Consider the following 18707-nt stretch of genomic DNA (forward strand, 5'->3'; position numbering starts at 1 on the left):
CATTTCGACGAAGGAGCGCGTTGCAGAACGAGGAGCCTTTCTGCATTTGGTCAAAGAACTGTGCAGGAAGCACGGGTTCAGTGACGCGTCGTTCTACACCTGGCGTGCGAAGTTCGGCGGCATGGAAGTCTCGGAAGCCCGCCGGTTGAAAGACCTTGAGGCCGAGAACGCGCGGCTGAAGAAGCTGCTGGCCGAAGCAATGCCCGATATGACGTTCAACGGCAAGTTCCTCGACGAATGAAAGCACTGGTTCACGACGCTCGCCGACGCTCGGGCTGTCATCGCGGCATGGCGTCAGGACTACCACGAGCAAAGGCCGCACAGTGCACTGAACTAGCTTTCTCCGTCGGAGTTCGCGGCGAAACATCGGGCAACAGCGGACGCTCCTGCCGCTTTCCAGGAGCTGATTTAAAGGGGCTTTGCTAGAAGTCCACTGGCCCTACTGAAGGGGGCAGGTCAGCGGAAACATGAATGTGGGAAGTTTCGTGCAATCTTATGAAAATAGGAAATCGGTGGAAAAATGAAAAAACTTTGCGCAGTGATTTGTGGCGGCATCGTCCTGTCGGGATGCAGTTGGTTCAGCCATCGTGAACAGGCATCCAGCGGGATCGATGGTCTGAACCGAACTGTTTGGGCGGTAACGGACACTCCCCATGTTGGTACAATTGTCAAGCTCGATATTCATCAGGATGGCACTGCGAGTATCATGAAATCTTCAGATGTCGTCGTCGACTATGTCAGTTCGTCTAAAATTACGGAGCGTGTAAGCGACACAGATAAAGTGATTGATCTAACCGGTGATAAGGGTGTGAATCTGGCGATCAATTTGCTTCAGCTCGCCACGAACTTTGCGGTCACTAACGTTTCAGCAGATGCGACGACGACAAGTTCTGCCCATTTTTCCTTTAAAAGCGTGCACGTCGATCAGGCCCAAACATCAGAAGGTCTTCAACGGCTTGTGCAAAACATCGACGACGGTACGTATTTGCTCCAGAAAGCAAGAGATCTTTTTGCAAATATCAATGACGAGGTCAGGGCGTATCGGGAAGATCGCACCGTTTTGAGAACCTACTATATAGTGGCCAAGGTCTTCAACGTGGGAGCCCTGGATATTGTTACGAGTGGGAGGAATACGAAAAGTATTGTTTTAAGTTGCACTTTTTTTACGAAAAGTTGTGGGACACTTGGGGGGCACTCAAATGCGACAGATAAGCAGTTGGAGTCGGGAGCCAAACCATTTTTTGTCGTACTGGTTCCCTTCTACCAGAACGCCGGAGGAACACTGTTTCTGGATCAAAACGCGAGCAAGACTGTCAAAGCGGTCACTGGCTGAATTGCTCTTTATCGATTTTCCGATTTACGTCCGATGTGCAGGGCTACCACGTCGAGAGCGGCGCGGCTGCGGGGCCCACGCGCGGTAATCGTGATCTTGACTTCTGCAGATAGTTTGATTGACCACTTGTTGCGCTCGGCAGATTGCGCACCCTAGTACTACTGTGTTACAGAATTGCGCGCTCTATAGCCGTACAGGAAGAGAACCATCGTTGCATGAGCCTTTGTCCAAGCAGGATGCGCAACGTAGTAATGGAATCAGGAACGTGGCGTTGAGCGCGCTGGACTGCCCCGTGGGATGTAATCCGTGGGAAGGGTAGGCAGCGTGCGTTCGAGGAAGTTTTTTTTATCGCCTGCACCTGATTGCATCCTGAGTCGCTGAGCCATCAGAAAGCCATATGCAGCGATACTCAGCGTGGCGTGGTGGTGAAAGCCACGCCAGCCTCGCCCTTCATAGTGACCGAGCCCGAACTCCTGCTTCAGGTCCTGATAGTCGCGCTCGATGCGCCAGCGCATTTTGGTCACGAACACGAGCTGCTCGAGGGTCGCCTCTTCGGGGGCGGTAGTGAGAAAGTATTTGAGCGGCTCCGTATCGCCATCAGGCCATTCAATGAGCAGCCATTCTTCGTCGCGAACGGTACTTCGCCAATTGTCGCGATGCGCGGGACAAACCCGCACGGCGGCAAAGCGTGAGGAAAGTGCTGCGTTGCTACCCTCCCGCCAGGTGACGGTCTGCCAGGCGTTTGCGGGTAATTGCACAGCCACTTCCTTCACTGCGAGCGGTTCATGGCCGGGTGCGCGGCGTAACAATGTCGGGGGTTTGCAGCGCCCGCTCCAGGGCTTGGGCGGAAGCGGTGCCGTACCGGGTGCCCACACAGAGGTGCCCGGCCGGATCCCTACCGAATACAACAAACCCAGTTCAGTTACGCTTTCCCGGAAAGCGGTTTCGTCGCCGTACCCGGCATCGGCGAGCACAATGCCCGGTGCAATGCCGGATGCTACAGCCTCTCGGAGTTGGGCCAGCGCAATCTGTGGCTTGGTCTCGAAGGCGAGATCGTCGGGAATGCCCGCATGACGCGCTCGTTCCCGGTCTTCAATCCATTCCTTGGGGACGTACAGCTGCCAGGCAATGGGCAGGCTGCCGCGTTGCGTCGCGATCGACAGGCTCACGGCGATCTGGCAGTTATCCTGTTTGCCCAGTTGCCCACAGTATTGCCGCGCTACGCCGACCGAATGCTTGCCTTTCTTCGGGAAGCCCGTGTCGTCAATAATCCAGTAATAGCCAGCCTCTTCAGCAGCGTGCAGGCCTAACGCGGGCATCACCCATTGCGTACCCGCTGCAGGACCGCCCGGTCAGACCATTCTGCCTTGGCCACAAAATGGTGGAGTGATTGGTGTTTCGCACTCGCGTGAAGTGGGTCAATATGCGCGGCCATCGGCTCGACGCTCTTGCGCGAAAGCGGCATTACCAGGCCCGAACAGTAACCCTTGAGACCGGCGTGGCGATCGGCGTGCCCTAACGCCTGCGCTAGATGGTTCAGATACGCGTCAAATTCGTTGACATCTTCTCCCATCGCGATCCCCAGAAGTCTGTATTATTCAATAGTACCAGGTATCGCTTTGCTGAGAATATTTTTTGACACAGTAGTACTAGTAGGCTGCGGAAATACCTCGCTCGATAGTCGTCGAGATGAATTGCAAACGCGTTGGTGTGAGAAGCTCACCTATCTCTATCTCCTTGGAGATTATGCGCGGCGCGCCGACACATTCACCGAAAGTTTATTTTCCGTGCGCAAGCTGGACGATTTCGTTCCGCCCCCGCGTCCGCTGCGCTCTATTCGCGTCATGGCAAACGAGGATCTGGCGAAGATGGATCGGATCTTTGCTGGGATGTGTGACGCTGACATCAAGGGCGGCCGGCCGAGCATTGCGCCGGAGAAGTTACTGCGCGCGATGCTGCTGCAGGTGCTGTACGGTATCCGATCTGAACGTCAGCTCATGGGCAAACTCAATACAGCCTGCTGTTTCGGTGGATTTTTGGTCCGTCGATGGACGATTCGGGCACTGTCAGGTTGCTGGAGAGGTGGCGGTGTTGCTGGTGCGATAAGTTCGGCGCACGATTTGCCCAGTTCGCCAAAGTGGTGCAGCGCAAGCCAGGCAGCACCTGGCATTTGGATGAGATGTTCGTGACGCTGCGCGGCGAGCCGTATCTGTTGTGGCGCGCGGTCGACGAGCATGGCGCCGAACTCGACGTGCTGGAGCAAAAGCGTCGCGACAAGCCCGTAGCAAAGCGCTTCTTTCGGCGGGTGCTGAGTTCGAATCCGGTGCCGCGCAGAATCGTTACCGACCAGCTACGCAGTTATCCGGCCGCAAAGGCCGATATACCTGAACTCGCTCAGGTAACCCACATTTTCGTCAAAGCGGCTGCACGCGTGAACGATCGTTGTTCTTCAGAGGCTTCAGCATAGCAGGTCCTTATTGGGACAAAGCCTGGAGAGCGATTTCGTCTTCGTCATCTGGTCATCTTGACTCGATCGCCATTGCCAGCATGACAACGCCCTCAAGCATCTCTCCTTTCTTCCTTTGTGTCGAATTTATACGCGACCTGCTGATAGACGAAATTTGGGGGAGGCTCAATCTCCCGAAATCGCGCCGACTAACATGCGCGACGTCAGCTTCCCGACAAACCGCACATATTTTGTCGCAGCAACACTGGAAACGCGCCGGTTCCCGTGAGTCTTCTGCATCCTATTCAGCCACGCGCTTAGCCGTTTCCGTCGCTGGTACAGTTGTTGCGGACTTAAGGACATGAATTCGATCTCGATCGCTCTGTTGACACCGCCCCGCATTGGGCGATGCGTGACCTTGAAGTAACGCCGGAGAATCGAGGTGCTGGTTTCCGTACCTGTGCGGATAGTTGGCGGTTCGAGACGCTCTTCGGCCGAACGGCGAAATAGGGTGGCTGCGCAACTGCCATGCGGCGTTTCCGAAGGCGCCCCCCGAGCTCGATGCTTGGCTCCTTCATGCATACGCTATACAACGGCAACCCGGGTGCTGTGCGGCGCACTGATTCAAGTTTTATCGAGATGCGGATGGGATGCGTAACTACGGCAAAATGTTCTGCTGCGCTTTTCTGCGTCGCAGCTGCTCTCGAGGATATAAAACCACGGAGTAGATCATGACGGATACTCTAACCCAGAAGGAACTCAATGACACGGCCTTCGTTTATTGCGGAAATATTAAAGGCGGGCAATCATGACTTATTCTGTGTCGCTTGACGCAAAATTAAGGAGCACCCGCGTCGGGGCGCTAAGAAATGCGCTGGAACGGAAGCGGTGCCTGCGCGTTATGGAAGCGATAAGTCCGCTTGCTGCTCTGGTGGTCGAGACAAGCCGGGTCATTGATGAGGCGGGAGCGGAACTCGAGTACGACGGCTTCTGGTCGAGTTCCCTGACCGACTCGACTATGCGGGGAAAACCGGATATTGAAATTCTCGACATGCGAAGCCGAATCACCAATATCAATGAAATATTCGAAAGCACCTGCAAGCCCCTGATTATCGACGCCGATACGGGCGGGAAATCCGAGCACTTCGCGATGAACGTAGTGATGCTCGAAAATGCGGGCGTGTCTGCGGCGATCATCGAGGATAAGACCGGTCTAAAGAAGAACTCGTTGATCGGAAATCGTTTTCCTCAGATTCAGGAAGATCCAGAAAAGTTCAGTGCAAAAATCGAGTGCGCATGCAAGGCGAGACATAGCGATGAATTCATGATTATCGCTAGGATCGAAAGTCTCGTTTTGGAAAAAGGTATGTCGGATGCGACCTCCCGGGCTCAGCGATATGTCGACGCGGGTGCCGACGGAATCATGATTCACAGCAAAAGCGCGAAGCCGGACGAAGTACTCGAATTTGCCTCTCTGTTTAGAGCCCGAGACGGAGATACCCCGCTGGTTTGTATCCCCACAACATACAACCGAATTAAGTTCGGTGAGCTGGAGCAGGCCGGCTTCAACGTTGTAATTTACGCCAATCACTTGTTGCGGGCTGCTTATCCTGCGATGACCAAGGTCGCTGCGGACATTCTGAAGAGTGGTCGTTCATACGAGGTAGAGGGTCAGCTTTTCTCGATCGAGGAGATCCTGCGCCTGATTCCAGGGACGGCATGACCATGGCAATTGCGAGAAACCTCGTCAACGATATCGGGCGGGGACGCCACGAACAAAAAATCGTACTGTCGGCCCATCGAACAGGCGATTCCAGGAGAGTCGTCGAGATTTCCAGCGCACTGGGCAGTTCGTATATTTGTGATCCCAACTCGCCGGTCACGCAGGCGGTCTACACGAACTGTTCGACTCGTGACGCTTGAAATAGATAGGATGATATATGAAGTACCAGTACATTTCGACAGTGATGGTTTTGTGTGCCGCTCGGACAGGGGAGTGCTAGTAGGTGTGACTAAATACGGAACTCATTGCCTGGCAGTATCGCGACCAGTCCTCGCACGGATCACGGAGAGGCGTGTCGCCGCGTGCGGATATCGGACGATCGCGAGGCCACTTCATCTGTCGGAACTCGTGCATACAAGCTACCTTGGTTGGATCGGCGCGGATTTTCGCCTCATCGACGCGGTGCTTTTTCCGCACGAGCTTGGCGGGTCTGACGCCGGGATACCGGATGATCTCGCGAGCGTTGCGATGCAAGACGACACGCTCATTCCGATCCTGATGGAGGTATAGCGATGGCAGATAAACTAGACACGGCTTTCCTGAAACATCGAGCGTCCTTGATCCGGACGTCGTTGTTGCAATTGATTGCCGAAGCAGGGACGGGGCATCCCGCCAGTTCGTTGTCTTGCGTTGAGATTCTTGTTTCGCTTTACTACGGAACTCAGAATGTTAATCCGGAAAGTCCGCTTGCAAAAAGGGATATGGTCGTGTTGTCGAAAGGTCATGCGGTACCAGCGCTATACTCGATCCTGCTGGATCTCGGGATTCTCACCAGAAAGCCCAACGACCGGTTGAGAGCATATGGATGTCAGTTTCAGGGACATCCGGATACGCGTTTCACCACAGGCATCGATGTCAGTACAGGTTCACTTGGGCAGGGCCTGTCGATCGGCCTGGGCTATGTCCTTGGCACCAGAATGAAAGGTTCTGACAGGCGTGCGTTCGTGATTCTTGGCGACGGAGAATGTCAGGAAGGGCAAGTTTGGGAAGCGGCGCTGCTCGCCTCGGCACATAGTGCGAGAAATCTGTACGCCATCGTCGATTACAACAAGATTCAGCATGACGGTGCGATTGAGTGCATCGTTCCGCTCGAACCGTTCGTTGACAAGTGGAATGCTTTTGGATGGCGGGTCCTTGAAGTAGACGGCCACGATTTCCGGCAGCTCGAACAGGCTCTGTCACACTCGCCCGACCCGCGCCCGACGGCGATCATTGCTCACACGATCAAGGGCAAGGGCGTTGGGTATATGGAAGGCAACTGGCAATGGCATTCGGTAGCTGACGCCGACCGTCTAAAGCGCGATTTCTCCGCGGGGATACTCAATGCGTGAAGCCTTCTCGAACTCGTTGATCAGACTGGGGGCGGAACGTCAGGATCTCGTAGTGCTCGATGGTGACTGTTCGCACTCGACGCGAACCTATCGATTCCAGGACGCCTACCCGCAACGGTTCATCAATGCCGGGATCGCCGAACAGAACATGGTCGGCATGGCGGCGGGTATGGCAAAGGCTGGGCTGGTGCCGATCGTTTGCGGATTCGCCGCGATTATGGTGCACCGGGCGGCGGACCAACTGGTCCAGTCGCTCGCTTATGCCGGCACCAATGTGAAGCTCGTCGGCCACTATGCTGGCGTCACCGCGTCCTCCGAAGGCGCGCCGCATCACTCGATCGCCGATCTCGCGCTTGTTCGGTCCATCCCGAATATGACGATTCTGTGCCCGGCCGACGATGGCGAAGTCGAGAGCTGCCTACGGCAGGCGCTGGACATCACTGGGCCAGTGTACCTGCGCCTCGCGCGCAATCCGGTGCCCGTGCGGCCGGATGTGAGCTGGGTCATCCGCGACGGCTACCAGCAAACTCGCAGTGACGGCGGGATCGTCATTGTCAGCATCGGCGTCATGCTGGATGTAGCGGTCCAGACTGCCGCTCAATTGAATTCGCTCGGCGTCGTGACATCCGTCGTCGCCTTGCAGCGCCTAAAACCGCTGCCTCATGAGCTTTCAGAGGCCTTGGCGTCGGATCGTTGGTCGCTAATCGTGACGATCGAGGACCACAACGTAGTCGGTGGTCTCGGGGGCGCCATCGCGGAAGCAGTCGGGCACAAGGGGAAGCCGGTGTTGCGATACGGTATTGAAGACATGTTCACCCAGAGCGGTACCTACGATGAACTGTTGTCCGGCCTAAACCTTCGCGCTGCCGACATTGCCGGCAGCATCGTGCACGCCGTCGAGGCGAGAGATGTCAAGGAGCCAATGTGAAGATCAGTTCGATAGAGTGCGCTGCAGTTCTAGACAGCAATGGACGCGGCGCCGTGGAAATCTGTCTCGGCTTCGAGCGCAATCATCTTCGTGGCAGCGCGATTGCGCCGCGAGGCTCAACCACCGGCGACTTTGAAGCGACGTTCTTCGAGGACGAGCGGCGGTCAGGGTTGGAGTCGGCGAGACCGGCAATCGAGTCCGCGAGTTTGCTGCTACCGTCGGCCTTGATCGGAAGAGAGTTTCGGACATTGAAGGAATTCGACGCTGCATTGCGGGAAATAGACTCGTCGCCGCGGTTTCGCAAGCTTGGCGGAAACGTTGCGATTGCCGCGTCTCTTGCGTTCGCCAAAGGTCTGGCCGCGAGCAGGAGAATCCCTCTGTACCGGACGCTGACCGATGACGAAATCACGCACCTGCCATTGCCGATGTTCAACATAATTGACGGAGCGTCGATCGAAGGATCTGGTATCGGCGGTGTCGAATTTCTGCTGATTCCCGAAAACGGTCTGGACGTTCCGCGCGCGGTGCAAATGGGAATCGACGTTCGCAATGCCATGCGAAGCTTGCTTGCCCGTCAAGGAATCGTGGCTGGAGATAGTCCGCAGGGAGCGCTGCTGCTCGCGTCAGCGGACTGCGAGTTTCCGCTGGCCTTGATACTGGAGGCGGCTTCAGGGGCAGGCTACTCAGTGGGGACGGATTTTACGCTTGGCTTGGACCTGGCTGCTTCGGATTATTTCGACGGGGATGGACGCTACACGTATCCGTGGCCGGCACTGGACAATGGCAACGAGGGCGCATCAGGCGAAAACCTGGATGCCTTGTGCGACGAATACAGCCGGTTGATATCGGCCTTTCATATCTCGTTCATCGAGGATGGATTCGCGGAACGGGACGTTCGCGGCTGGAGATCGTTCCAGAAGCATCGCGGACAGGCTCGCATGGTCGCCGATGATTTGTGTGCCTCCAATTCGTGGCGTATCGACAGTGCTTGCACGGAGGGACTCATACAAGGCGTACTCGTTAAACCGAATCAGGTCGGCACATTAACAGGCGCGATGGAGGCACTGGCAATGGGAAAAGGTCATGGCCTGCTGACTGTCGTGTCGCAGCGAAGTGGAGAAAACGACGACGATTCGATCACGCACCTTGCCCTTGCTGGCCGAGCCGACTATCTGAAATTCGGCGGCCCCGCCCGAATGGACCGCATTATCAAGCTGAACTCGCTGCTCAGGTTCGCACGCGGCGCCGCGCTACTCAGCTAGCGATATTCCAGAGACGGAAGTGGAAACAGTGAAACATATCGTTTGCCGGGTGCCAGTCAAAAGCCGTGCTGCCGAACCGGTTCCGGGTGGGAGGTATGCAACGAACAGTACGTCAATCCTTCGGCCATGCATACGTGGGGTCTCAAGCCCGGACATCATGATCAGATGTGACAAAGACGAGATCGCTCTATCACGGTCACCGGTTCCCTGCGGCAGTCGTTAGCTGCGCGGTGAGTTGGTACTTCCGGTTTCAGCTGAGTTTGCGTGACATCGCAGAGTTGCTGTTCGAGCGCGGCGCCGTGGTCAGTTATGAAACGATCCGGCGTTGGTGCGATAAATTCGGCGCAGGCTTTGCACATCGCGTTAAAGCTGCTCGACGCAAACCGGGCGCAACATGGTACCTCGACGAGGTACTCGTGACGCCGCGCGGCGAACCATGGCTGCTGTAGCGTGTGGTCGACCAAGACGGCGTCGAACCCGACATTCCTTCTTCAGAAGCGGCGCGACAAGAACCGCGGCGAAACGTGGTATGAGCTTGATCAACCAGTGGTGTATGCTCGAGTGGTCGACCTCGATACACCGTTCGGCAGACTCAGCGAGAGCGCCACGTACGAGCGTCCTCATAGCAGGATCACGTGCAGCTGAAAATGGAGCCGCTTTGCCACTCTGTCAATACCGGCGAGTAACGTCCTCCGCGGTTTCTTCGTCTTTGCCATGGCGCTTGCCGTACCTTTCGATTCGAAATATTCTACTTGACTTCGGTAACGCGCCAGAGCCGTACGATGCGCGCATGCGCGACCGGCCCCCCGAAATCGAACGTGAACGCACTAACGAAGTGAAAATTGCGAGCGCTTGTCTTCGCTCAGTACCCGTTCCGCCTTCGGTCGCACCATAGGCATGTCCGCGAATACATACCGGCTAACAACGGAACAGAGCGCATTTCTCGGATGGGCGTGCATCAAGCTCGTGTCGTCCCAACACCAAAGGCGATCGTAGTGCTTTTGTTACACGATCGCGGATGCTTTGTCGCAAAGATGACATGACGATATCCGATGTGTACACAACGAATGCAGTGGGATAAATAGAAATGAAAAGCGCTGTATAGAATGCGGGCGCGCATGGCACGAAACCTGCAAGAACGCTGTTTGCACGGGCACGCTCCGGACAGTGAGAACTCGACAGCACGCGACAACTCGTTGTCCGCTGATCAACCTCGTCGACGATGATGTCAGCCAGCGGCGGATGGGAGGTCAACCTTAAGGACCGGATCGGCTGGCTCGAACGAAAGCGTTGCCGGACAACTAACGGTGTATGGAGTTCTCGGATATCTGCTGAAGACGCGACCGCGCAAAGCCTAAATCGCTGTTCCTGGCTGATAACAAAGGAGTTGAAGAACATGCATTGTGATCGACCGAACCCGCCACCGCCGATGCGTAGCCTCGCTGATATGGGTACCGGTACCATACATTTCCGTCTCCCACGCGGTGTGCCATTACCGGTCGGATTGTCATGCACGATAGTCTCATTTGAGCCCAGTGCCCGAACACACTGGCATATTCACCCGTTAGGCCAACGATTGTTCGTGACCGCGGGATGTGGGTGGATGCAGTGTGAAGGCGAACCGATCGTGGCGATGCATCCTGGAGATATGGTCTGCATTGCGCGGAACCGAAAGCATTGGCACGGTGCGTCACCATGGACCTCCGTGAGGCTGATTGCGCTCCACAAGGAGCATGACAGCAAATGTGTCGATTGGCTAAAACCGGTTACCGACGAGCAGTACTACGCCAGGCCGTCTCTCGACATCTGACGGAGCGCGATGTTAGAGAATCGAAGGCACTTCCCCCTTCCCACGTCTGCGGCGGAAGCCGCAAATCGGCATCAACTGACTGCGTCGCAATAGTGGAATCAGGATGATTAAGCACATTACGATGACGATTACCTAAATCACCAGCGAATAGAACTGCGGACAACTATTCGATCTGTGTCGTCGAATTTGATTTGCCCCATGTGCATGGTTGTGGGCATGAAGGCAAGTGCCAGAGCCTGCATCGCACAACTACGGCCGCATCCACTTTGTGTTCGAAGCTGCCCCCCTTGATGGCGTCGGGCGCGTCATCGAGTTTGGCGTGATCAAGACGCCGCTATTTCAAGGACTACTAGGATCACCGCATGTTGCGGTGGACCGACGAGCCGTTCTATGCCTACGTGCGCGGCATCGATACGTCGGTGGTCAGGGTGTCCCGTTCAATCCAACCGCCGAGAACATGGCGCAGTGGCTGGTGACCGTGCTCGGCACTCGAAGTGCTGGAAGCCACCGACGTGCGGTTGGTGGAACTTCGAATTTAGGAGACACGCAAATGCAGTGCGACGTACCGTCTGTAGCCGTGCCACCCGTTGGCAGCTATCCCGTCAACGAGATTTTTGAGTCGTTACAGGGCGAAGGCAGCTTCACCGGCACACCTTCAGTGTTCGTCCGTCTGCAAGGGTGTCCGGTGGGTTGCGCGTGGTGTGACAGCAAGCACACGTGGCAGGTGATGCCGGAGCGAGAAATCAGTGTCGGGGCGATGGGCGAGAAAACCGGGCGGCCGTGCGACAGCTATGCGTGGTGTGACGTGCCGACGCTCGCGAACATTGTGCGGGCGGCAGACGCTGAGCACGTGGTCATCACGGGCGGCGAACCGTGCATGTACGACCTGCGCCCGCTGATCGCGAAGCTCGAAGCGTGGCATCACCGTGTCCAGGTCGAAACCTCGGGCACTTACGTGCCGCTCGTCACGCCCAGCACCTTCGTCACCGCGAGCCCGAAGTACGGAATGCCAAGTGGACGCCCGGTGCTCGATGAGGCGCTGGCGCGTGCCAACGAGATCAAGTATCCGGTCGGCAAGCAGCGCGACATTGATATCGTGCTCGAGAGACTTGACCCGATCCAGCGCGCGCGCGGCACCCCGATCTGGTTGCAGCCGCTGAGTCTGTCGTCCCGCGCCACGGGCATCTGCATGAAGGCGGCGCACCGCTACGGCTGGCGCGTCTCGTTGCAGACGAATAAGTTCATCAACATCAGGTAGCATCATCATGCCGGTCCGAGGAAGAAAGTCCAAGCCCACGGCGCTCAAGCTGATCGAGGGCATGCGTCACCCTGCCCAAGCGCCGCCGATGCTCCCGTCCAGGCATTCTGCCGTGCTCGTGTGGACGAACGCGCCCGTGCGGGATGGAGAATCGCATCACGCACGAACATGAGCGGCTCGCCTAGGCCGTCCGCCGTGGCGCTCGCGATGGGCACGCAGTACGAGATATCCGTTGAATTGCTACGATTCAGATTGATATGTAGTTTCGGTTTGGGCGTGGCATAGGATTTTACCTACCAGCACGGCGCCTGATACTTGGATGTGGTAATTCCATTGAATTGCATTTGTGAAAAAAGAAGGTGTACCGATGAGAGCTTTGTCGATTTTTATTCTTCTGATAATCTATTTTCCTAGTAATGCGTGGACGGCAGTCAACGATCGCCGCGTAGCGACTTGGAATCTCCAAGGCTCCAGCGCAAGCACCGAGAGTAAATGGAATTCAAATATTCGGATGGTGCTAGTTGGAAATCGAGATGATGGAGCGACATCCGATTCAAGGCGTATTGATGTTATGATGATACAGGAGGCTGGATCATTACCTGCATCAATCACGATTAATCCTCCACTTCCATTGGATGGCCGGTTAGTGAACCCGGATCTAGTTGCCGCGCCTATAAACGAATATGTCTGGAATTTGGGTACCTCAAGAAGGCCAATCGATTACTACGTTTATTTTTTGCGAGTCGATACTGGTGCCAACCGAGTAAATCTGGCTATTCTCAGTAAAGAAAAGGCTGCTCAAGTAATCTTGCTTAGACCGCGGGCTTGGAGTGGAGCAAGGCCAATACTGGGAATCAGACTCGGATCTGACTATTATTTCGGGATTCATGCCTTGGCAAACGGCGGAACGGATTCCGGAGCAATCGTTGCTCGAGTTTGGGAGTATTTTAATCAAAATCAGATATCGGACCAATGGTTGATTGCTGGTGATTTTAATCGCGAGCCCAATCAATTGCGCGAGCTCCTTCGGAGAAGCTATCCGCAAGAACATAGAAACGTGACTTTCCAGTATGAGGATCGGCCAACCCATAGAACAAGCGGCCGCAATCTAGATTATGGGATTGCCGGACGGCTGAACAATCCATCAGGCGGCCCTAATTTTGATTGCAACTTATTTACGCCGAGCCTAATAGGGCAGTTGGTATCAGATCATACTCCTGTTTTACTTTGGCCGAAGAAATAGACGAGTGAGAACGAAGACCGCGCGCAGCAGTTACTGTAATTGCAGGAAATCTCGTCAATGGTAATGATCCTAGGTGCAGGCGATATCGACTGCCTGTTCTTTTGCGATCTGCAGAATGCCGGTGGCGAACGCATACGGGGTCACAAGCGTGATTGCACCGACGAACGCGCGATCGGTGACGAGCGCGGCGTCGTCGGCGCCATGATTCGCTAGGGCGGTTCCGTGCAGAGCAACGTGACCTTAGTGCCGAAGCGGTCCTGCGGCGCCGAAACAGGAGCCTGCTTGACGCAGACGACGATGTGCATGGCGGCACTCAGGGCCAAGCGGTGCGACATGTCGGCAACGATGCTCGCAGATTGTCGAGAGAGACGCGCTGGTGTCCGTCGACATCCTACGGTCTCCGCCGCGGGCGGGGACACGACGAAATTGTTGCAGTCTTGTTGCGACGGGCCTTGACAGACGGTGAGGAGGGTCGCCGCATTGTCATGCGGCACGGCTTCCGTTGCCGAAGATATTGGAAGAGGCGAGAAGCGTCTGAGGATTTGCAGGCGGCTGACATTCGCAACCTTCTGGTCGAACGCGATGCCAAAGAATTGCAGTACATCCTCGGTCGATCAGTCCTTGCATTTCTAGCAGAGTCCCTATTGGAAGAACGCAAAGGCTTCGTAGGTCGAAAATGGATCGAGCACGACAAGGACATCGGCAAAGTGTGCACGCTGCGCGCCGCGTTGTTGCGCACAGCGCGTTACTCGGCCCGGCGGGCATCAAGACCAGCAGGCGCGACAAGCGGGCATCGAACTCTTCAAACCTCATCGCTCGCCTTTCAATGCACGAAGCCGAAGAACGCCATCGCGCCTTCGGCCGGCGTCAGGCCCGCCTTGAAGTAACCCTCGAGCCGGTCCGCAATCGCTTCGTCGAGTGTGAAGGGCGGCTGGATGTAGCCCACATTGAACGCATGGTCGTACCAGTCGCTGAGCCACGCGCGCAGTTCGATCACATATTGCGGCAATGCATTCGAAGCGTCGTCGTGCATGTGCGTCTCCCTGGCTTGCAGTACGATCAGGCTGCCTTGCGGCCTATCCCCATCTCCGGTCGGCGCCTGTCCGGCGGAAACACATGCCATGTGCCGTCGGCATGGCGAAAGAAGAAGAGGGAGAACGAGCCGGTCGGCCGGTCGATCTGAATGCACACGCGACACGTTCCGCCCGAGCGTGAGCGTTCCAGCAGGCGCACGCGCGCTGCCCGGCTACGTGTCGAGCCGACCAGCTTTTCGACCTGAGAGCGCAGCGATCTGTTGCCCGCCATGACTTTCCCCGCGATGCACGATGAATCGATGCTACGGGGGATCGGTGCGCGCGCCCAATCGGCGGCGGCGGAATGTCGTCTCAGGAAGCGCTGATTTCAGCCGTCAGGATTTCCTGAACCGGAACAGCGTGAAGCAACGGCATATAAGGGTTTTCACCGGCGCCGGAGCTTTCTGCATGAATGGGCGTTAAGGATTTCCCGACACGCGAATCAGGATGTCACACGACCGTCTTTGCGCGTGCGCTGACTGCGACACAAGTTCTGATCGCAGATGATGAGCCATCGAAACGCGATCTCAACCGATGCATCATGATGGCATATCTGTCCGAGCGGGAGAACGTTGTCGAGCAGGTCGATTCGCTCTGTCTGCGGCTGTTCGACACCTGGTGTGAGACGCGCAGTGTGACGCCGCTCGCATATCTGTTGCATTGCTGGCCGATGACCGACAGCACGCCGGCTGCTCTGCGGCGGGTGGGTGAATCGATGCGCGATTTGCGGCGCCGTCACGCGGACCAGCTCGACGCGTACGGCTTTCACGCGCAGTGCGAAATGGCCGATCTGATCGACGAACTGGTAGAACGTCCGGCGCGCACGGTCCGGCTGATGGCGGTGGGCGAGGTGCCGGAATAGCAAACGGACAACGCAGGCAACGCGCAAAGACATGGGGCAGGGCGCAGTGGCTGCGGACGGCGGCGCGCGTTGTTTCATCGGACGTTTGAAACCCGGGTGGGGCGCGGTAGACCGGGCTTTGGCATCGAGTGCAGAACAGGACACACACAACGGCGGCACTCGCGGGAAGATATGGCTCTCGACAGGTTCGACGCATGGTGGAGCGGGCTCCGTTACGTGCGGCGCAGCGTGGTGCTGCGGCTGCTCGCGACGGTGCTCGTCTTTAGCTGCGCGATCACGCTGATCCTGACGGCGGTGCAGCTCTATCGCGACTACGAGCGCGGCATCGCGCAGATTCAGAATCGTCTCGTCGATATCGATCGCAGCTATCGCGACAGTCTCGGCGAAGCGCTATGGCGGCTCGATCAGCCGCAACTGAAGCTGGAACTGCAAGGCATGCTTCGCCTCGCGGATATTCGCGCGGCCGAGGTGCGCGAGTCGCCGTCGGCCGGCACAGCGATGGTCGTGGCCGCGCGCGAGCGCATGACGGAGATGACGGTCGCGCGGGAGTTTCCGATCCTGTACCGCGTGCAGGCCAAGGTGGAACGCATCGGCACCCTGTATGTGGAGGCGACGCTCGCCAATCTCTATCACGAGCTTGCGCGCACCGCGCTCGTGATCCTGGTGAGCCAGGGCGCGAATACGTTTCTGGTCGCGCTCTTCACGTTCTATATTCTGTGGCGGTTCGTCACGCGGCATCTCGCGACGATCGCGCGCACTGTGAACGATTGCGATCTTCACGAGCCGCCGCGCGAGGCGGATGAACTCGACCGCGTGGTGTCGGCGTTCAACGCGATGGGTACGCGCCTGCATCGTGCGTACCTCGACGAGCGCGAGGCGTCCATCGAGCGCGAAGCATGCCGCTTAACCGCATCCTTGGTTATGCGCAGATCCTCGGAACTTCATCAGCTCGCGCGCGACGGCAACATGCGCATCGTTCAGTGGGCGGAGCGCATCGCGGCAAGCGATCCGGCGCATGCGGCGTTCGCCGCGCGGCTGCATCAACTGGCGCGCGCGTATCAGTCGAAGGCGATCCTGCAACTCGTTGAGCGGTACCTGGAAGGGAACACCGCATCATGAGCCCTCTCGCCGCCTCGGTCGCACATACGGGCACGGTCCTGATCGTCGACGATACGCCCGCGAATCTCGGCGTGGTCGTCGACAGTCTCGAAGCGCGCGGCATCCGCGTGCTGGTGGCGCTCGACGGCATCGAAGCGCTGGAGCGCGCAGCCTTCTCGCAGCCCGACGTGATCCTGCTCGACGTGAAGATGCCGGGCATCGACGGCTTCGAGACGTGTCGCCGTCTGAAGCGCGACGAACGCACGCGCGATATCGCCGTTATCTTCATGACCTCGCTGACAGGCAACGAGGATCGCGTCGAGGGCTTTTCGGCGGGCGGAGTCGATTACGTGACCAAGCCGTTGCGCGTCGACGAGACGCTGGCGCGCGTCGGCGTGCATCTCGAACTGCGCGCGATGCACAAGCAGCTTCTCGCACAGAACCGGCAGCTGCTCGCCGAAGTGGCCGTGCGCAAGGAAACGGAGGCTGCGCTATGGCAGGCGCGCGACGATCTCGAACGGCGCGTCACGTTGCGCACCGAAGAACTGGCGCGCGCCAACGCGAACCTGCAAGCGCAGATCGACGAGCGGCGGCGCGCGGAGGCGCGCTTGCAGGCAAGCGAGGCGCGCTTTCGCGCGATTGTCGAAACGAGTCCGGTGCCGTTGTGCATCACGTCGATGCCGGATGGACACATCCTCTACACGAACGAGCCGCTGCGCGAACTCTTCGGCATGGACGAAGGCATGTCGGCCAATATCGCGGATTTCTACGCCGATCCAGGCGAGCGCGACCATCTGATCCAGCATCTGAGGACGGAGGGCAGCGTGCGAAATGCGGAGGTGCAGTTCCGGCGGCCCGACGGCACGCAGTTCTGGGCGATGGCGACGGCGCGCGTCGCGACCTACGACGATTCTCCTGCGATCTATGTCGGCCTTAACGACATCACGGGGCGCAAGCAGATGGAACAGGAGCTCGTCGAATCACGCGAGCAGCAGCGCGAGCTGTCCGCGTACATGGAGGCGATCCGCGAAGAGGAGAGAAAGCGCATTGCGATGGAGATTCACGACGAACTTGGCCAGTTGCTGACTGCGCTCAAGATGGACGTGTCGCTGCTCAAGATGCGCCTCACGCACGATCCGGAAGCAATCAAAAAAGCCGACGACATGCGCGAACTGGTCGAAGGCACGATCTGGATGGTGCGCAACGTCGCGAGTCATTTGCGGCCGGCTGCACTCAATTTCGGCATCGTGTCGGCGCTCGAATGGCTTGTCGACGAGTTCAACCGCCGCAATCCGATTCCTTGCGAGTTGCGCATTGTCGGTGGCGAGCCCGCGCTGTCGGATGCACACGCGACGGCTGTCTTTCGCATCGTGCAGGCCTCGCTGACGAACGTCACACGTCATGCCGACGCGACGCGCGTGGACGTGACACTGATCTCGACGACGGAGAAGCTCGAACTGCATGTGCGCGACGACGGCCGCGGCTTCGACCAGCAAGTGGTGAGGCGCAATTATTCATATGGCCTGCTCGGCATGAACGAGCGCGCGCGGCTGATCGGCGGATCGCTTTCGATCGGCAGCACGCCGGGCGCGGGCACCACGGTTTCGATTCACATTCCGCTCGATGGCGGACCTCGAACATGATCAGGATACTCATTGCAGACGATCACGCGATCGTCCGTGGCGGACTCAGGCAGATCATCGCAACCACGAGCGATATCGTCGTCGCGGCGGAAGCGGCGCAAGGGGCAGAAGTGGTCGACAAGCTGCGCAGTTGCGTCGTCGATCTGCTGCTGCTCGACATGACGATGCCCGGCATCAGCGGTGTCGATCTGATCCGCAGAGTACGGGCGGAGCAGCCTTCGCTGCCCGTACTCGTGCTGAGCATTCACGACGAGGCGCAGGTGGCGTCGCGCGCATTGCGCGCGGGCGCGACGGGCTATCTGACCAAGGACAGCGACCCGGACGTGCTGCTCGCGGCGATCCGCAAGCTCGCGGACGGTGGCCGTTTCATCGATCCGAAACTCGTCGATGCAATGGTCTTCGAAACACAGCGCGGCGACGTGCCGCCGCATGAAGTGCTGTCGGACCGCGAATTTCAGGTGCTGCAGATGCTCGCGGCGGGCAGGAGCATCAACGAAATCGCCGACGCGTGCGCGCTCAGCGCGAAAACGATCAGTACACACAAGATGCGACTGATGCAGAAACTTGGGCTTTCCAACAATGCCGAGGTGATCCGGTACGCGATCCGGCACGGATTGATCGTCGGGTAGAGCGATGC

13 protein-coding genes and 9 pseudogenes are annotated in these 18707 nt (G+C 57.7%); 16 read left to right on the top strand and 6 right to left on the bottom strand.

The window, feature by feature from the left end:
• Nucleotide 1: 1 nt before the first annotated feature.
• From GCT13_RS49330 to GCT13_RS18130, 3 genes and pseudogenes are all read left to right on the top strand, one after another.
• A pseudogene (locus GCT13_RS49330) lies at nt 2-209 on the top strand (transposase); the annotation flags it as partial.
• Between the two features lie 2 nt (nt 210-211).
• Nucleotides 212-412, top strand: a pseudogene (locus GCT13_RS51620) (integrase core domain-containing protein); the annotation flags it as partial.
• A gap of 108 nt (nt 413-520) precedes the next feature.
• Nucleotides 521-1333 (top strand): hypothetical protein, encoded by an 813-nt coding sequence (locus GCT13_RS18130; RefSeq protein WP_087737889.1) that lies wholly within the window; start codon nt 521-523, stop codon nt 1331-1333.
• A 257-nt stretch (nt 1334-1590) separates the two neighbouring features.
• On the opposite strand, the pseudogene GCT13_RS18135 reads toward GCT13_RS18130, so the two are convergent.
• Nucleotides 1591-2906: pseudogene (locus GCT13_RS18135) on the bottom strand (IS701 family transposase).
• Between the two features lie 121 nt (nt 2907-3027).
• Here GCT13_RS18135 and GCT13_RS18140 point away from each other — a divergent pair.
• The 7 genes and pseudogenes from GCT13_RS18140 to GCT13_RS18170 form a co-directional block, all read left to right on the top strand.
• Nucleotides 3028-3392 (top strand): annotated as a pseudogene (locus tag GCT13_RS18140) (transposase); the annotation flags it as partial.
• A 36-nt stretch (nt 3393-3428) separates the two neighbouring features.
• Nucleotides 3429-3785 (top strand): annotated as a pseudogene (locus GCT13_RS18145) (DDE-type integrase/transposase/recombinase); the annotation flags it as partial.
• Between the two features lie 802 nt (nt 3786-4587).
• Nucleotides 4588-5502: a phosphoenolpyruvate mutase gene (gene aepX / locus GCT13_RS18150; RefSeq protein WP_087737886.1), complete on the top strand. Its 915-nt coding sequence runs from the start codon at nt 4588-4590 to the stop codon at nt 5500-5502.
• Nucleotides 5503-6074: 572 nt separating this feature from the next.
• A complete protein-coding gene (locus GCT13_RS18155; RefSeq protein WP_087737885.1) occupies nt 6075-6893 on the top strand; it encodes a transketolase in 819 nt (272 codons plus the stop codon).
• The gene (locus GCT13_RS18160; RefSeq protein ID WP_087737884.1) at nt 6886-7821 is read left to right on the top strand and encodes a transketolase family protein; all 936 of its coding nucleotides are present in this window, start codon (nt 6886-6888) and stop codon (nt 7819-7821) included. Before GCT13_RS18155 ends, GCT13_RS18160 begins: the two co-directional genes overlap by 8 nt.
• On the top strand, nt 7818-9083 hold the full coding sequence (locus GCT13_RS18165; protein WP_087737883.1) for an enolase-like domain-containing protein: 1266 nt from the start codon (nt 7818-7820) through the stop codon (nt 9081-9083). Before GCT13_RS18160 ends, GCT13_RS18165 begins: the two co-directional genes overlap by 4 nt.
• A 167-nt stretch (nt 9084-9250) precedes the next feature.
• Nucleotides 9251-9617 (top strand): annotated as a pseudogene (locus GCT13_RS18170) (IS6 family transposase); the annotation flags it as partial.
• Here GCT13_RS18170 and GCT13_RS18175 read toward each other — a convergent pair.
• A pseudogene (locus tag GCT13_RS18175) lies at nt 9603-9799 on the bottom strand (IS6 family transposase); the annotation flags it as partial. The pseudogenes GCT13_RS18170 and GCT13_RS18175 sit on opposite strands and share 15 nt — an antisense overlap.
• Before the next feature lie 1320 nt (nt 9800-11119).
• Here GCT13_RS18175 and queE point away from each other — a divergent pair.
• Together queE and GCT13_RS18190 are read left to right on the top strand one after the other, a co-directional pair.
• Nucleotides 11120-12151 carry a 7-carboxy-7-deazaguanine synthase QueE gene (gene queE / locus GCT13_RS18185; RefSeq protein ID WP_235851027.1) on the top strand — a complete coding sequence of 344 codons (1032 nt, stop codon included), beginning with the start codon at nt 11120-11122 and terminating at the stop codon, nt 12149-12151.
• 346 nt (nt 12152-12497) lie between these two features.
• Nucleotides 12498-13394 (top strand): cytolethal distending toxin subunit B family protein, encoded by an 897-nt coding sequence (locus GCT13_RS18190; RefSeq protein WP_235851026.1) that lies wholly within the window; start codon nt 12498-12500, stop codon nt 13392-13394.
• A gap of 72 nt (nt 13395-13466) precedes the next feature.
• Here GCT13_RS18190 and GCT13_RS49345 read toward each other — a convergent pair.
• From GCT13_RS49345 to GCT13_RS18210, 4 genes and pseudogenes are all read right to left on the bottom strand, one after another.
• A pseudogene (locus tag GCT13_RS49345) lies at nt 13467-13699 on the bottom strand (nitrogen fixation protein FixA); the annotation flags it as partial.
• Between the two features lie 147 nt (nt 13700-13846).
• Nucleotides 13847-13993 (bottom strand): annotated as a pseudogene (locus GCT13_RS18200) (nitrogenase-stabilizing/protective protein NifW); the annotation flags it as partial.
• A gap of 224 nt (nt 13994-14217) precedes the next feature.
• Nucleotides 14218-14427 (bottom strand): hypothetical protein, encoded by a 210-nt coding sequence (locus GCT13_RS18205; RefSeq protein ID WP_087737880.1) that lies wholly within the window; start codon nt 14425-14427, stop codon nt 14218-14220.
• A gap of 26 nt (nt 14428-14453) precedes the next feature.
• Entirely contained in the window at nt 14454-14699 is a 246-nt protein-coding gene (locus GCT13_RS18210) for a hypothetical protein (protein ID WP_152760291.1), read from the bottom strand.
• Between the two features lie 309 nt (nt 14700-15008).
• Between GCT13_RS18210 and GCT13_RS18215 the strand changes: the two genes are divergently transcribed.
• The 4 genes from GCT13_RS18215 to GCT13_RS18230 all read left to right on the top strand — a co-directional run bounded on the left by GCT13_RS18215 (nt 15009) and on the right by GCT13_RS18230 (nt 18699).
• On the top strand, nt 15009-15329 hold the full coding sequence (locus GCT13_RS18215; RefSeq protein ID WP_087740364.1) for a hypothetical protein: 321 nt from the start codon (nt 15009-15011) through the stop codon (nt 15327-15329).
• A gap of 171 nt (nt 15330-15500) precedes the next feature.
• Nucleotides 15501-16448, top strand: a complete 948-nt coding sequence (locus GCT13_RS18220; RefSeq protein WP_152760294.1) for a hypothetical protein — start codon at nt 15501-15503, stop codon at nt 16446-16448.
• Nucleotides 16445-18070 carry a hybrid sensor histidine kinase/response regulator gene (locus GCT13_RS18225; protein WP_152760296.1) on the top strand — a complete coding sequence of 542 codons (1626 nt, stop codon included), beginning with the start codon at nt 16445-16447 and terminating at the stop codon, nt 18068-18070. The genes GCT13_RS18220 and GCT13_RS18225 overlap by 4 nt, the downstream gene beginning before the upstream one ends.
• Entirely contained in the window at nt 18067-18699 is a 633-nt protein-coding gene (locus GCT13_RS18230; RefSeq protein ID WP_152760298.1) for a response regulator, read from the top strand. The genes GCT13_RS18225 and GCT13_RS18230 overlap by 4 nt, the downstream gene beginning before the upstream one ends.
• Nucleotides 18700-18707: the final 8 nt, after the last annotated feature.

Source organism: Paraburkholderia franconis, assembly GCF_009362735.1.
GTDB lineage: Bacteria > Pseudomonadota > Gammaproteobacteria > Burkholderiales > Burkholderiaceae > Paraburkholderia > Paraburkholderia franconis.